General features: G+C 66.1%; 13 protein-coding genes and 1 pseudogene. 6 read left to right on the plus strand and 8 right to left on the minus strand.

The genetic code is table 11. The features are described 5' to 3' along the window. Window positions 1-55: 55 nt before the first annotated feature. From dnaJ to dnaK, 3 genes are read right to left on the minus strand one after another with little or no spacing between them, the layout of a single operon-like run. On the minus strand, window positions 56-1,252 hold the full coding sequence (gene dnaJ / locus NM962_06655) for a molecular chaperone DnaJ (protein UVO13756.1): 1,197 nt from the start codon (window positions 1,250-1,252) through the stop codon (window positions 56-58). A 21-nt stretch (window positions 1,253-1,273) separates the two neighbouring features. Continuing rightward, window positions 1,274-1,912, minus strand: coding sequence for a nucleotide exchange factor GrpE (gene grpE / locus NM962_06660; GenBank protein UVO13757.1), 639 nt, complete (start codon window positions 1,910-1,912; stop codon window positions 1,274-1,276). After that, window positions 1,909-3,768, minus strand: a complete 1,860-nt coding sequence (gene dnaK, locus NM962_06665) for a molecular chaperone DnaK (protein UVO13758.1) — start codon at window positions 3,766-3,768, stop codon at window positions 1,909-1,911. The genes grpE and dnaK overlap by 4 nt, the downstream gene beginning before the upstream one ends. Before the next feature lie 215 nt (window positions 3,769-3,983). Here dnaK and NM962_06670 point away from each other — a divergent pair, with 215 nt between their 5' ends. Together NM962_06670 and NM962_06675 are read left to right on the plus strand one after the other, a co-directional pair. Further along, window positions 3,984-4,571: a DUF2384 domain-containing protein gene (locus NM962_06670; GenBank protein UVO13759.1), complete on the plus strand. Its 588-nt coding sequence runs from the start codon at window positions 3,984-3,986 to the stop codon at window positions 4,569-4,571. A 68-nt stretch (window positions 4,572-4,639) separates the two neighbouring features. Then, entirely contained in the window at window positions 4,640-5,206 is a 567-nt protein-coding gene (locus tag NM962_06675) for an RES family NAD+ phosphorylase (protein ID UVO13760.1), read from the plus strand. An 80-nt stretch (window positions 5,207-5,286) separates the two neighbouring features. Here NM962_06675 and NM962_06680 read toward each other — a convergent pair whose 3' ends face one another. Further along, window positions 5,287-7,554: a molybdopterin-dependent oxidoreductase gene (locus tag NM962_06680; GenBank protein UVO14584.1), complete on the minus strand. Its 2,268-nt coding sequence runs from the start codon at window positions 7,552-7,554 to the stop codon at window positions 5,287-5,289. Between the two features lie 115 nt (window positions 7,555-7,669). Here NM962_06680 and NM962_06685 point away from each other — a divergent pair, with 115 nt between their 5' ends. Both NM962_06685 and NM962_06690 read left to right on the plus strand, forming a co-directional pair. After that, window positions 7,670-8,191, plus strand: a complete 522-nt coding sequence (locus tag NM962_06685; protein UVO13761.1) for a helix-turn-helix transcriptional regulator — start codon at window positions 7,670-7,672, stop codon at window positions 8,189-8,191. A gap of 31 nt (window positions 8,192-8,222) precedes the next feature. After that, window positions 8,223-8,459 (plus strand): annotated as a pseudogene (locus tag NM962_06690) (transcriptional regulator). A 32-nt stretch (window positions 8,460-8,491) separates the two neighbouring features. On the opposite strand, the gene NM962_06695 reads toward NM962_06690, so the two are convergent. The 4 genes from NM962_06695 to NM962_06710 are packed head-to-tail and all read right to left on the minus strand — an operon-like array spanning window position 8,492 to window position 11,929. Continuing rightward, the gene (locus NM962_06695; protein UVO13762.1) at window positions 8,492-9,766 is read right to left on the minus strand and encodes a cytochrome P450; all 1,275 of its coding nucleotides are present in this window, start codon (window positions 9,764-9,766) and stop codon (window positions 8,492-8,494) included. Next, window positions 9,763-10,926, minus strand: coding sequence for an FAD-dependent oxidoreductase (locus NM962_06700; GenBank protein ID UVO13763.1), 1,164 nt, complete (start codon window positions 10,924-10,926; stop codon window positions 9,763-9,765). Before NM962_06700 ends, NM962_06695 begins: the two co-directional genes overlap by 4 nt. Next, window positions 10,923-11,351: a hypothetical protein gene (locus NM962_06705; GenBank protein UVO13764.1), complete on the minus strand. Its 429-nt coding sequence runs from the start codon at window positions 11,349-11,351 to the stop codon at window positions 10,923-10,925. Before NM962_06705 ends, NM962_06700 begins: the two co-directional genes overlap by 4 nt. Window positions 11,352-11,365: 14 nt before the next feature. After that, window positions 11,366-11,929: a TetR/AcrR family transcriptional regulator gene (locus tag NM962_06710; protein UVO13765.1), complete on the minus strand. Its 564-nt coding sequence runs from the start codon at window positions 11,927-11,929 to the stop codon at window positions 11,366-11,368. A 92-nt stretch (window positions 11,930-12,021) separates the two neighbouring features. On the opposite strand from NM962_06710, the gene NM962_06715 reads away from it, so the two are divergent. Further along, window positions 12,022-12,465 carry a DoxX family protein gene (locus NM962_06715; GenBank protein ID UVO13766.1) on the plus strand — a complete coding sequence of 148 codons (444 nt, stop codon included), beginning with the start codon at window positions 12,022-12,024 and terminating at the stop codon, window positions 12,463-12,465. A 70-nt stretch (window positions 12,466-12,535) separates the two neighbouring features. Next, entirely contained in the window at window positions 12,536-14,017 is a 1,482-nt protein-coding gene (locus NM962_06720) for an amino acid permease (protein ID UVO13767.1), read from the plus strand. The last annotated feature ends 11 nt before the right edge of the window (window positions 14,018-14,028 follow it).

Raw genomic sequence — 14,028 nt, forward strand, 5'->3', positions numbered from 1 at the left:
CCAGCCAGCTCGGCGGCCACCGAGATCAGGAAGGTGCGGGCATTGTCCGATTTACTCACGAGCGATTACCCGCCCATCCGGCCCGCGGGTCGAATCCGCTGGCTTGCTCCGCTGCCGCGTACGCCTCGAGCGCCTCTTGCGCCTGGCCCTCCAGATTCGGTGGGACCGCGACCTTTACGGTGACCAGCAGGTCGCCGCTACCGCCGCCGCGCTTGGGCACACCGCGACCGCGCACCCGAAGAATCCGGCCGTCGGCGGTGCCCTTCGGCACCCGCACACCGACTTTGCCGTCCAGTGTCGGGACGGAGAGCGTGGTACCCAGAGCAAGCTCGGAGAAGCTCACCGGGATGGTGACAGTCAGGTCGTCCCCGTCGCGCCCGAAGACCTTGTCCGGGCGCACTCGCACCGTCACATAAAGGTCGCCCGACGGCGCGCCGCGCAGGCCGGCCTCTCCTTGGCCCGCCAGCCGAATCCGTTGGCCGTCTTCGACACCGGGGGGAATCCGCACATTGATGGTGCGGGTTCGGGCCGCCCGTCCGGTTCCCTTGCACTCCGAACACGGGTGCTCGATGATCGATCCGCTGCCACGGCAGTCGGTACACGGCTCCGAGAACCCGAAAGCGCCCTGATTACTGCTGATAACCCCGGATCCGTTGCAGGACGAGCACACTCGGGGGCTGGTGCCGGGCCGGGCGCCGCTACCGTGACAGTTGGTGCACGGTGCGGCACTGGTCAGCCGCAACGGCATCTCCACGCCCTTGGTGGCCTCCAGGAAACTGAGCTCGGAGTCGGTTTCCAGGTCGTTGCCCCGCCGCGGCCGGCTGGGCCGTTGCTGCGCACCGCGTCCGAACAGGCCGCCGAAGAGATCACCGATGTTGGCCCCGCCGGTCTGTCCGGCCGCGCCGAACAGGTCGTTGAGGTTGAATTCGGTGCCGTCGCCGCCGGTGGAGAACCGATCGAAGTTGCCGCCACCGAATCCGCTGCCGCCGTTGAATCGCCGCCCGAAGCCGCCGCCGGCGAACAGTCGCCGGGTCTCGTCGTACTCCTTGCGCTTGGCCTCGTCGGACAACACGCTGTAGGCCTCGGACACCGCCTTGAAGCGGTCGGCGGCGGTCGGGTTGTTCGGGTTGCGGTCCGGATGCAGTTCGGAGGCCAACTTGCGGTAGGCGCTCTTGATCTCTTTCTCGCTGGCGTCGGAGGAGACGCCCAACTCCTTGTAGAAGTCCTTTTCGACCCATTCACGCTGAGCCATGACGCGTCACCTCCTTACCTGTCAATTCTCTTCAGCAGTGTCACCGTCGACAACCGCGCCGTCGGCTGCGGCGCCTGGGACGGTGTCGACCACCCCGACCATCGCGTGCCGCAGCACCTGCTCACCGAGCTTGTAGCCCTGCCGCAGGACGGTGCCGATCACCGAGTGTGTCCCGTCGCCCTCATGCTGGACCGCCTCGTGCAGCGACGGGTCGAACTCGTCGCCCTCGGCGCCGAACGATGTCAGTCCCATTCCGGTGAGCGCACCGGTCAGCTTGTCCGCCACCGATTTCAGCGGACCCGATTCCAGGTCGCCGTGACTGCGGGCGCGGTCCAGGTCGTCGAGGATTCCGAGCAATTCGGTCACCACTGCGGCCTTGGCCCGGTCCGCTACGCCTTGCTGGTCGCGCAACGCCCGCTTGCGGTAGTTGGCGAAGTCCGCCTGCACCCGCTGCAGGTCCGCGGTCAGCTCGGCGACCTGGTCGACTTGGGCGTCTTGGTTGTCGCTGGCGGCCGGCTCCTCCGGTGCCGGCCCACTAGGGGCCGGCCCGGAAGAACTCTCCCGCACCTCACCGGTTTCCGGGTCGATGCGCCGCTTGTCAGTGACGGTGATGGTCTCCGGAGGGAGATCGGACGAGTTCGCTGAACCCTCGGAGCTCACTTGGTGTCTCCGTCATCGACCACCTCTGCGTCCACGACGTCGTCGTCGCCACCGGATGGCCCGCCGGCGTCACTGGCGCTCTGCTCGGCCTGGGTGGCCTCGTAGATCGCCTGGCCCAGCGCTTGCGACTCGACGCCGAGCTTCTCCATGGCGGACTTGATGGCGCCGATGTCGGTGCCGTCCAACGCCTTCTTGGCATCGCCGATGGCTGCGTCGACCTTGGCGAGGGTGTCCTCGGGGACCTTCGAGCCACCGGACTCGGACGCTGCGCCCCTCTGTTCAGCGACGAACTTCTCCGTCTGGTAGACCAGCGACTCGGCCTGGTTGCGGACGTCGGCCTCTTCGCGACGCTTGCGGTCCTCCTCGGCGTGCGCCTCGGCGTCCTTGATCATCCGGTCGATCTCCTCCTGGGAAAGGCCGGAGCCCTCCTGGATCTTGATCGTGTTCTCCTTGCCGGTGCCCTTGTCCTTGGCGGTGACGTGCACGATGCCGTTGGCGTCGATGTCGAAGGTGACCTCGATCTGCGGGACACCGCGCGGGGCCGGCGGGATACCGGTGAGCTCGAAGGAGCCGAGCAGCTTGTTGTGCGAGGCGATCTCGCGCTCACCCTGGAAAACCTGGATCTGCACCGACGGCTGGTTGTCGTCGGCGGTGGTGAAGGTCTCGCTGCGCTTCGTAGGGATGGTGGTGTTGCGTTCGATCAGCTTGGTCATCACGCCGCCCTTGGTCTCAATACCAAGCGACAGCGGGGTGACGTCAAGCAGCAGAACGTCTTTCACCTCGCCCTTGAGGACACCGGCCTGCAGCGCGGCGCCCACGGCGACAACCTCGTCGGGGTTGACACCCTTGTTGGGCTCCTGGCCACCGGTCAGTTCCTTGACCAGTTCGGTGACCGCGGGCATGCGGGTGGAGCCACCCACCAGCACCACGTGGTCGATCTCCGACACCGAGATACCGGCGTCCTTGATCACCGACTGGAACGGCTTGCGGGTGCGGTCCAGCAGATCCTGGGTGATCTTCTGGAACTCCGAACGGGTCAGCTGCTCGTCGAGGAACAGCGGGTTCTTGTCGGCGTCGACGGTGATGTAGGGCAGGTTGATCGAGGTGCTCTGCGAGCTCGACAGCTCGATCTTGGCCTTTTCGGCCGCTTCACGCAGCCGCTGCATGGCCATCTTGTCCTTGGTCAGGTCGATGCCCGAGGTGCCCTTGAACTTATCGACCAGCCAGTCGACGACACGGTCGTCCCAGTCGTCGCCACCGAGGTGGTTGTCACCGGAGGTGGCCCGCACCTCGACGACGCCCTCGCCGATCTCCAGCAGGGAGACGTCGAAGGTGCCGCCGCCGAGGTCGAACACCAGGATGGTCTGTTCTTTGTGCCCCTTGTCCAGGCCGTAGGCCAGCGCGGCCGCGGTCGGCTCGTTGACGATGCGCAGCACGTTCAGGCCGGCGATCTGGCCGGCTTCCTTGGTGGCCTGGCGCTGGGCGTCGTTGAAGTAGGCCGGCACGGTGATGACCGCGTCGGTGATGTCCTCACCGAGGTAGGCCTCCGCGTCGCGCTTGAGCTTCATCAACACCCGGGCGCTGATCTCCTGCGAGGTGTAGTCCTTGCCGTCGATCTCGACTTTCCAGTCGGTGCCGATGTGGCGCTTGACCGAGCGGATGGTGCGGTCGACGTTGGTGACCGCCTGGTTCTTGGCGGGCTGGCCGACCAGCACTTCGCCGTTGCGGGCGAACGCGACGACCGATGGGGTGGTGCGCGAGCCCTCCGAGTTGGCTACGACGACGGGGTCGCCGCCCTCCAGCACTGCGACGCACGAGTTGGTGGTCCCGAGGTCGATTCCGACCGCACGAGCCATTGTGGTTCCTCCCTGGTAGACGATATCCCTAGTCTGAGCGGACTGCGCTCAAGGATGCTCCTTGGACGGCTTGGCTGTCAACCCAGACTTGAGCGCTTATGACTCAACTTGTCGAAGTGGTCAACGGGCGCGTCGCGGGATTTGTTCCCGCCCCCGGATTGTGGGCAGGAATCCACATGGCGCACATACCAGCACATCAGTGCTAGCCTGTGCTCATGGGTGCCCCCGTTGAATTGGACGCGTTGCTGGCGAGGTATCAGATCGACCTCACCAGCGAAGAGGTTCTCGGCGAAATGGATGCCACCTTCGCAGCCATCCCAGGAGCCGGCGCAGCAACACTGTCCGCACCCGAAGTCGACTTCCTCGCCACCCACGGCGGCCCCGGCGCAGAAATCGTCATCCGAGACTGGTCCGCTAATGGCGAGCGCCAGACCCGGGCCCGCCTCGCTGTGCAGGCGTTGGCCAACGCTGTTGCCGGCTCGATCAGCACGAAGGAAGCCGCGGAACTCCTGCGCGTCGACAGGTCCCGCGTCTCGCGCCGAATCACCGGCAAGACGATATGGGCCTTCGACATTCACGGCCAGCGACGAATCCCCCGCTGGCAGTTCCTCGATACGGCACTGCTACCCGGCCTGGAGATCATCGTCCCGGCGATACCGCGTGACGTCACCCCGGCGGCGCTCGAAGCGTTCATGCGCACCCCGCAACCGGACTTCGACGGCCAGACACCCATCGACTACCTCGCCGCCGGCGGCGACCCCCAGCTCATCGCCGGGTTCGTCGGGGATCTCAACCGCTGGTGAGCCCTCGACCGCTACCTACGGCGCCGCGCACTCCACCGCAGTCGCTCACCCGGGAACCCCACGACGTCGTGACCACCGCCGCAACTCTGTGGCGTATTCATCGAACCAAGGGTGAACACGTTTTGGCGTGGAACACACTGCGCACATACGGGCCTTTGCCGTCGATGCGCTGGGACCCACATCCCAGCACCAAACCGGCGGTTCACGCCGAGGGCGTCCTATACGCCGCGTTCGATATCGCAACTAGCTTGGCCGAGGCCTACCAAATAACACGGCTGATCGATACTCGTGCCGGCGCACCAGCCCTCACCGGCTGGCAACCCCAACGCCCACTGCGACTGCTCGAGCTATCGGGCACCTGGCTTCTGCGCAACGGCGCTTCGACCACCCTGCTGGCTGCCCCACGATCCACCTGCCGGCGCTGGGCCCGCGCCATCTACACCAGCTGGCCCGACATTGACGGCCTCTACGCACCGTCAACCCTGACCGGGCGCCCCAACACCGTGCTGTGGAATGCCGCAGCGGATTCACTGCCCGCCATGCCGGCCTTCTCCCGACCTCTCACCCATCCTCTTGTCTGGTCGATCGCTCAGGCCGCGGCCGCGGAGATCGGCTACCACCTACTGAGCGCGTGAGTGGCCGCCAGGCCGCACAACCTGCGCTAAGGCCTGCGGCGGGTCGCCCGCGGATTACCGCGTCGCCAGGCGCGCAGCCATCAAACCTTCTCCAGCCTCGCCGGAACAGACTTATGCCACGGTGTACCGACGAACTCGTCGCGATCTGCCGAAGAAGTCAGGTTGTTCAGACGTACCCCGACCTGTTCACCGTCATGCGAGGTCAGACCGAACCCATTCGGCAACGCGATGTGACCCTTGCGCATGGTGTCGACCACCGTGACCACAGCTTCTGCCGAGCCGCTGCAGGTGCTCACCAGCGCTCGGTCACCGGTGACCAATGACAAGGCAGTGGCGTCTTCGTGAGACACCCGCAACGCACCGTCGGGATCGCGTTTACGCCAGGCCGGGTCGCGAAAGATGGTGTTGGCGGTGAAGTCTCGGCGCTCGCCGGCGGAGAGCACCAGCGGATAGTCGGGGTCGGTGATGACGGCTTCGTCGTCGGCGAGTTTGCGCACCACATCGAGCAGTTCGGGAATGTCGAGCTGGATGCGCCGGCCCCCAAGCCTGTTCCAGGATTCGTCGTCTTCATCATCGGTGATGACCACTCCGTGCGGGCCGGCAAGGATTGCCTCGAAGAGTCGGTCGCCAGCCATCAGCCCCTCTCCGTAGCCCGCCCGGGCAACACCTTGCGGGTTCTCCATAGCGCACATCAGCGATGCCCCCCAGAGCACGGCCGCGGCCGCTGCGCCATCCGGGAGCGTCGGGCCCAAAGTGCGGTAGAGCAGAACCGGGGCCAGCTTGGCCAGGCGGCGGTCGGCCAGCACGCCCAGCATCGCCTGGGCGAAGACTTGCCGGCCCTGGGCCAGCGCCTCGCGCAACGGCGCGTAGTCGGACTCGCCGACCGCCCCGGACAACTCACACAGCCGGGCGTGGATCTCGGGTTCGGCCAGCTGACCGGCCGGCGCGTCCAGCACGGGATGGCGCAGGTGAAACAGGTTGCGGGGGAATTCGAAGTCGAAGAAAGTCGCCTCGTACTTCTCGTACTGGGTGGGTGTCGGCAGCACGTAGTCGGCTTCACGCGCGGTCTCGGTCATGGCGATATCGATGACGACCATCAAGTCCAGAGCCCGGAATGCCTCCGTCATCCGCCGGCTGTCCGCGAGCGAGTGGACCGGGTTGCTGCTTTCGACGATCGCAGCGCGAAAACGGTCGGGGTGGTCGGTGAGGATTTCGTCAGGAATCGAGTTGCAGGGAATCAGCCCGCTGATGATCGCCGCCCCGCTGACCGGTGAACGAGGTGTCTGGTCGAACGCCAGTCCGCGGTCGCGGGCGATCGGCGCGAGCCCTGAGAAGACATATTGCGTGCCCGGCTTCGCGAAATTGCCGGTGAGCAGCCACAGCAGCTTCTCGACGTAGGACACTGCCGTGGAGTTGCGGTTCATCTGGACGCCAAGGTCCTCCAGGACTGCCACCGCCCCGGCCGCGGCGATGCGCCGCGCGGCTGCGCGTACGAGCTGCTCAGGCACGTCGGCAACAGCACAGTAGTCCGCGATCGACACCTCGCGCATCACCGCCGCTACCTCGGCCAACCCATCGGCATGCTCAGTCAGCCAGGCGTGATCGACCAGGTCCTCCTGCACGAGCACCGCCACCATCGCGGTCAGCAGGTGAAGGTCGGTGCCGGGGCGCAGCTGGAGGTGGAAGTCGGCCAGCTCGGCTGTCTGGGTGCGCACCGGGTCGATCACGATCATCGACCGGGACGGGTCCTTGCCGATCTGCTTGAGTACCGACCGGGCACGCGGAAATCCATGGGACTGATAGGGGTTCTTGCCGATGAAGACCGCGACCTCGCACCGCTCGAAATCGGATCGGTGCGGGCGGCCGAGCATCCTGGCGGCGACCCAGAACTCGCCCGTCTTCTCCTGAGCCAGCGCGCTGGAGCGAAATCGTGCACCGTAGGCAGCCATCGTTGCGGGCGCGTAGGCCCCGCCGAGGTGGTTCCCCTGGCCCCCTCCGCCGTAGTAGAAGATCGACTCACCGCCATACTCGGCGCGCAGCTGACCCAGCCGCTCGGCGATCTCAGTCAGCGCGGTGTCCCAGCCGACTTCCTCGAAGGTGCCGTCCGCACGGCGGCGAAGCGGCACCGTGAGCCGCCCATTCCGGCCGTTCTGATAGGCATCCAAGCGCAGCGCCTTATTGCAGGTATAGCCCTCCGAGGACGGGTGCGTCTTGTCGCCGCGGATCTTCACGAATCGGCGGGTGTGCGGCTCCACGAGGACCTCGATGCCGCAGTTGCACTCGCACAAGATGCAGGCGCTGGGCTTCCACTCCGCAGTGTGCTCAGTGGTGACGGTAGCTTCGGACATGCGTCGCTCCTCGGCGAGTCCCGGGGCAGTTTTATATTGAGACTGACCAGGACAGTAGCGCACATATCTTTGCCACCACAAGTAAGTCTTAACACGCGACTGATAGGGTCGTCGCATGAAAACGACCTCGTTCGCCGGGTGGCCTTGCACGATCGCCCGAGCCGCTGACCTGGTCGGCGACGGTTGGACTCTGCTCGTGCTGCGCGAGGTCTACTACGGTGAAAACCGGTTCGACGCGTTCATCACCTCCCTGGGTATCGCCCGCAGCACCCTGACCGACCGGCTGCGCAAGCTGGTCGACGCGGGCCTGCTGGAGCGCCGGGAATACCAGACAGATCCGGTTCGACATGAATACGTGCTCACCGAATCCGGTCGGGAGTTCTTCGCGGTCATGGCGGCCCTGAAGACCTGGGGCGACAGATGGAAGCATCACGGCAAGGAACTACCGGTAACGCTGGTTCACGACGCATGCGGCCATGAGCTGGAAGCCGCCGTGGTGTGCGCGCATTGCGGTGCTGCCGTGCGGCTAGAGCAGACCCATGCGCGCCCGGGTCCCGGCTTCCCCCGGCACCTGCTCGACAACCCGCAGATTGCCGCACGCTTCAGCCAGGCCACACGGCCGGCACCACTCGACTAGCAGCTGTTCGCAGCACCCTCGGCGAAGTCCGCGCAGCCGCGACGAATACGTGCTCACTGAAGCTGGGATCGACTTCATGCCGGCGGTCTGGGCGATGTTCCAGTGGGGCCAACGGCATCTGCCCAACCGTGGACGGCTGCGGCTGACTCATCTGGACTGTGGCGCCGACGTATCGATAGAGATCCGCTGCGCCGAAGGCCACCGGATCGAGCCCGAGGAACTCGGCACCCGGTTGAGTAGGCCGAAAAGCGAACCGCGAACGCGTTAGACGGGGTCGGCTTCCGACTACCCGGCACAGGATCAGATAGCCGCCGGAATGCGCCGAAAACCGTGCAGGGTGGCCAGCCCGCGTGGTGTCGGGGGCCCCTCGAGCTGCAGGCCGGGGAACCGTTCGAACAGCGCTTGCAGCGCGATGGTGGCCTCCATACGGGCCAGGTTGGCGCCGAGGCAGGCGTGGATCCCGCTGCTGAAGGACAGATGTTCTTTGGCGTTGGCCCTAGTGATGTCGAAGCGGCGGGGCTCGTCGAAGACGCCGGGGTCGTGATTGGCTCCGCCCAGCAGTAGTGCCACCGTTTCGCCCGCGGCGAAGTCATAACCCGCAAGCTTGAGGTCACAGAGGGCGTTGCGGGACGTCATCTGCACGGGGCTGTCGAAGCGCAGGACTTCCTCGACCGCACCCGGCCACAACTGGGGGTCCTCGCGCAGCTTCGCCAACTGTTCTGGGTGGCGCAACAACAGCACGATCGCGTTCCCGATCAGGTTGATGGTGGTCTCGAAACCCGCGCCGGCGAGCAGCAGTGCTGTCACGCCCAGTTCGCGTCGGTCAAGTTCCCCGTTGCGAATGATCTGGCTGTAGATGTCGTCGCCGGGGTTGTTGCGCAAACGTTCGATATGGGCGCTGAACTCACGATCGTTTTCCCGCAGGGATTCCATGGCGACCCGAAAGGTGTTCCAAGACACCCCAATATCGAGCAACGGTGCACCACGGTCGCCCCGGTCGAGCATCTGCGGCCGCTGCTCCTCGGGGATTCCGAGAATCTCGGCGATGATCAAAGCCGGCAAGGGCCCCGCGAAATCGGCGATCAGATCTGGATTCGGCGTCGATTCCACGCGATCCAGCAGTTCATCGGTGATCTCGATAACCCGGGTCCGCAGTTTGTCGATCGCACGAGGTGTGAATGCGCGCACCACCGCACGCCGGTAACGCGTGTGGTCGGGCGGATCGACCACCAGCATCGAGGGCGGCTCAGCCGGGTTCGGCAGCTGGGGATCCGTTCGGCTGATCAACCAGCGAGTTACTTTGGGCAGGTTGATATTGGCCGGGTTACTCGCCCCGAACCTGTCGTCGCGCAAGATTGTTCGACACAGCTCGTGGTCGGCGGTCACCGAGACGAACGGCGTGCGCGTCAACCGACCGCGGGCACGGATCTGTTCGGTCAGGGGTTCCGGGTCGCCGCCACGCAGTGGGCCGATGAGCAAGCGTGCCATCGGGTCGCCGCGCCGCGCCTGCACCGCAAGGAATGCGCGCGGAAACCCCTGCAACAGCGCCCATCGAAGCCGTAGTTCTGGTCTCATCGCTGTGCACCTACCACCGGCAGCACAAACGCCGACCCGGCGGCGACCGTTGCCAGGTGCCTCATCAGCAGTGCTTCCGGAATCAGGCCGGTGGCGCGACTGGCGGCAGCGCTGAGGAAGTCGGGCCGCATATTGACGACCTTCCCGAACCACGCCGACTCTCGGACCAGCGGCGCCACCCGCGGCTGGCGGAACGCGACGAAACGGGCGAACGCGGTGGGCAGATCGGGTGCCCGGTCGACGAACTCGGCCAGGATGGCGGCGTCTTCCAAGCCCTGACAGCCGCCCTGACCGAGATGCGGACGCATGGGATGGGCCGCGTCGCCGACCAACACGATCGGGCCGCGCGCCCAGTGGCGAGCAGGTGCGCGGTCATAGAGGTCATCGCGCAACACATCGGCGGGCGAGGTCGCGGCAAGGATGCTCGGGATGGGCTCACACCAGTGGGCGAATTTGGCCCGGAGGTAGGCCAATTCCCCTTCACCCGCTCGCTGTCCCTCCGGGACCCGTTCGGTGGCGAACCAGTAGGTCAGGTTCGGCCCCATCGGCACATGCCCGGTTTCGACGCCGGGCCCCATGGTTTCCCCGGCGAGGTCGGGGTCCAAGGCGTAGGCAGCGATTCCTCGCCACGCGGTGTAACCGACGTAGCGTCGGCGTAGCGGGCCGTTGAGGTGGCGGGCCAGAACCGAATGGGTGCCATCGGCGCCGACGACGGCATCGAAGGTGTCCACCGTGCCATCCGAGAGTTGCAGCGCGACAGCATCTCCCGCCATGGCCACGTCGACGGCGGCAAGCCCGTAGTGCAGGCTTCCCGCCGCCAACGCGTCGGCCAGAATGTCGCGAAGTACCGAGCGCTGCACCACTACGAGCGGTTCACCAAGGGCCCGGACCATGCGTTCAGGCGCCGGGCGGCGCAGCCACGACCCGTCGTACCAGCGCGCCGCACCGGCGGTGATCCGGCCGCCCGCAGCGCGGACCGCATCGCCGAGACCGAGGTGATCCAGGGCGGCCAGCGCGTTGGGCCAAATGCTGATCCCGGCGCCCGACGAGGTGTCGGTCCGCTGTTCGACGACGGTGACATGGTGACCGCGGCGCTGCAGCCCGATCGCGGTCGCCAGTCCGGCGATGCCGGCCCCCACCACCCCGATCCGCTTGCTCATCGGGCCGGACCTTCGGCGTCGTGGGTGGCCAGCCAGGCTGCCCGCCGTCTGTTCGACGCTCGAGACAACCAGGCGTCCTGAACCACTTCGACCAGTTCACTCTTGCTGATCGCGTGCAAGTCTGCCTCCCGGACCAGAACGGACAGATGACCGTTGAAATGGTCAGTGGTGAAAAACGGTGTCGTGGGATCCTGGATGAGAGCCTGCTTGTCGGCGTCTGACTCGACCCAGATCACGATAACGTCGGGGTACGGCTCGCCGGTGACGGGATCCGTGGCGTCGGGCCGCGGGGTTCGGAAGAACACAAACGACTTGCCGCCCACCTGGTAAATCGGATTGCCTTTCGGCCCTTCGATTCTGGTGACGTAGGGCATCGACGCGGCGACCTCGTGCACGTCTGCGACTTGCGCGGGTCGATCGGCCATAACCGCAACCGTAGTCAGCTGTCGAACAGCAGGCGGGCGATCCGCTCGACCGTGTCCATCGGGTCGGCGGCTTTCACGCCGTCGGCTACCGCATCGTTGAGCCACAACGTCGAGAAACCGTGCACTAACGACCAGGCCGCCAGTTCTGCGCCGGCCGGATCAGCGCGCGCTGCCGCGTCCTCCAACGTCGCCACACCACGGGAAAGTTCAGCTCCCGCAGCGGTTTCCGCGGCAGCAAGCTCGGCATCGGAAGGGTCCAGCAGCGACTTGTCGAACATCACTTCGTAGTGGCCGGGATGGTCAAGCGCGAATCGCACATAGGCCAGGGCGGCGTCGACGAACCGACCCCGAACCGCGGCAAGAGCGGCGCTCAGCAACTGAAACCCCTCGGCGGCCAGCGCGGTGAACAACCCACGCCGATCGGTGAAGTGATGCGCCGGGGCGGCATGCGACACCCCTGCCGCGCGCGCCAGTTCGCGCAGCGACACCCGGTCGGCACCCTGCTCGGCCACCAGGCGCGCCGCTTCGGCCAGGATCGCTGCGCGCAGATCGCCGTGATGGTAGGTCGAACGGGCCATGGCGCCACCCTACAAGACAATCTTGACACTGACTAGATATCGGATTTACGCTCGGCGGCATAACTTGTCACTGCCTAGATTTGGAGGTTGACGTGGCTCCATTGGTCACCCTGCTGGCGGGCAGCCTGGCCGCCCGGATCATCGGCTGGTTCGGCATCGACTACGTGGGCACCTGGGCTCGCGCAATCGCCGTCGGCCTCGCGGCAATGTTCTTCGTCACCGGCGTGGCGCATTTCGCACCACCGCTACGCAGCCAGCTGATCGCGATCGTTCCACCGGCACTGCCCGCGCCGGGTTTGCTGGTTGGCATTACCGGCGTGCTGGAGCTGCTGGGCGCCGTGGGGCTGTTGCTTCCCACCACGCGAGCCGCCGCGGCCGTCTGCCTGGTGGTGCTGATGCTGGCGATGTTCCCGGCCAACATCTACGCCGCCCGGATGCCGGATCCACCCCAAGCGATGACGACGCAACTGCCGGTGCGCACCGCCGAGGAGCTCCTCTACCTGGCCGCCGCGATGACGGTTGCCTTCGCTGGGTGAGAAGGCACTACTGACCGCCCCGAAGCTTTGATCCTGGACCGATAACCGCGGTGGGATACCCTTCGCTGCGATGTCACTTTCCTCCGACCCGCACCTGACTTCGCCGGCTGTGCTGACCCGCGAGGACGAGGGCTACCACAAGGGGCTGGCCCCCCGACAACTGCAGATGATCGCGCTGGGTGGCGCCATCGGCACCGGGCTGTTCCTCGGCGCCGGCGGCCGGCTAGCCTCGGCCGGTCCGGGCCTGTTCATCGCCTACGCGGTCTGCGGAACCTTCGTCTTCCTCATCCTGCGCGCGCTCGGCGAGTTGGTGCTACACCGCCCGTCGTCGGGCTCGTTCGTCTCGTACGCGCGCGAATTCTTCGGGGAGAAGACCGCCTTCGTTGCCGGGTGGCTGTACTTCCTGAACTGGTCGATGACCGGCATCGTCGACACCACCGCGATCGCCAGCTATTTCCACTACTGGCACCTGTTCGAAGTGATTCCACAGTGGACGCTGGCTTTGGTCGCCCTGCTGGCGGTGCTGTCGATGAACCTGATCTCGGTGAAGCTCTTCGGTGAGTTGGAGTTCTGGGCCGCACTGGTCAAGGTCGTCGCGCTGATGACGTTCCTGGTCGTCGGCACCATCTTCTTGGGCGGCAGATACCAGGTCGACGGCCAAGAAACCGGCCTGCACATGTTGGCCGAGAATGGTGGTTTCCTGCCGACCGGTCTACTACCGCTGATCCTGGTCACCTCGGGCGTGGTGTTCTCCTACGCCGGGGTCGAACTGGTCGGCACCGCCGCCGGCGAAACACCGGACCCGGAGAAGGTCATGCCGCGGGCGATCAACTCGGTGGTGGCCCGCATCGGGATCTTCTACGTGGGATCGGTGGTGCTACTGGCCCTGTTGCTGCCCTACACCGCTTACAAGGAGCACCAGAGCCCCTTCGTCACGTTCTTCTCCAAGGTCGGTTTCACCGGCGCCGGCAGCATCATGAACCTGGTGGTGCTCACCGCCGCGTTCTCCAGCCTCAACGCCGGGCTGTACTCCACCGGGCGCATCCTGCGCTCGATGGCGGTCAACGGCAGCGGGCCGGCGTTCACCGCCAAGATGTCCAAGAACGGGGTGCCCTACGGCGGCATCCTGCTGACCAGCGGAGTCGGCCTACTCGGGGTCCTGCTCAACGCGCTGCGCCCCGGACAAGCCTTCGAGATCGTGCTCAATATCGCCGCGCTCGGGGTAATGGCGGCGTGGGCGACGATCGTGGCCTGCCAACTGCGCATGCTCCGACTCGCCAATGCCGGCGTGCTGAAACGGCCGTCGTTCCGGATGCCGCTGGCCCCATACAGCGGGTACGCGACGTTGCTGTTCCTGGCCGGCGTGCTGGTGCTGATGGTGTTCGATCACCGCAGCGGCCCGTTCATCCGGGGGGTGTTGCTCATCGGCACGCCGGCACTGGTCATCGGCTGGTACCTGGTGCGCGGCCGGGTGCAGACCGTGGCGGCACTGCCCCCGACGCCCCCGGAGCCAGCCTCGACGGTGGTCGTGCCGTCGGATCCGGACGAGTAGAAGGCCTGAAA

Origin of the sequence: Mycobacterium sp. SVM_VP21, from assembly GCA_024758765.1 — a bacterium.
Classification (GTDB): domain Bacteria; phylum Actinomycetota; class Actinomycetes; order Mycobacteriales; family Mycobacteriaceae; genus Mycobacterium; species Mycobacterium heraklionense_C.

Bases quoted from the DNA above. Each gene is read 5' to 3' on its own strand.
- dnaJ (UVO13756.1), bottom strand. From the start codon at position 1,252: ATGGCTCAGCGTGAATGGGTCGAAAAGGACTTCTACAAGGAGTTGGGC.
- dnaK (UVO13758.1), bottom strand. From the start codon at position 3,768: ATGGCTCGTGCGGTCGGAATCGACCTCGGGACCACCAACTCGTGCGTC.
- NM962_06670 (UVO13759.1), top strand. From the start codon at position 3,984: ATGGGTGCCCCCGTTGAATTGGACGCGTTGCTGGCGAGGTATCAGATC.
- NM962_06680 (UVO14584.1), bottom strand. From the start codon at position 7,554: ATGTCCGAAGCTACCGTCACCACTGAGCACACTGCGGAGTGGAAGCCC.
- NM962_06685 (UVO13761.1), top strand. From the start codon at position 7,670: ATGAAAACGACCTCGTTCGCCGGGTGGCCTTGCACGATCGCCCGAGCC.
- NM962_06695 (UVO13762.1), bottom strand. From the start codon at position 9,766: ATGAGACCAGAACTACGGCTTCGATGGGCGCTGTTGCAGGGGTTTCCG.
- NM962_06700 (UVO13763.1), bottom strand. From the start codon at position 10,926: ATGAGCAAGCGGATCGGGGTGGTGGGGGCCGGCATCGCCGGACTGGCG.
- NM962_06705 (UVO13764.1), bottom strand. From the start codon at position 11,351: ATGGCCGATCGACCCGCGCAAGTCGCAGACGTGCACGAGGTCGCCGCG.
- NM962_06710 (UVO13765.1), bottom strand. From the start codon at position 11,929: ATGGCCCGTTCGACCTACCATCACGGCGATCTGCGCGCAGCGATCCTG.
- NM962_06720 (UVO13767.1), top strand. From the start codon at position 12,536: ATGTCACTTTCCTCCGACCCGCACCTGACTTCGCCGGCTGTGCTGACC.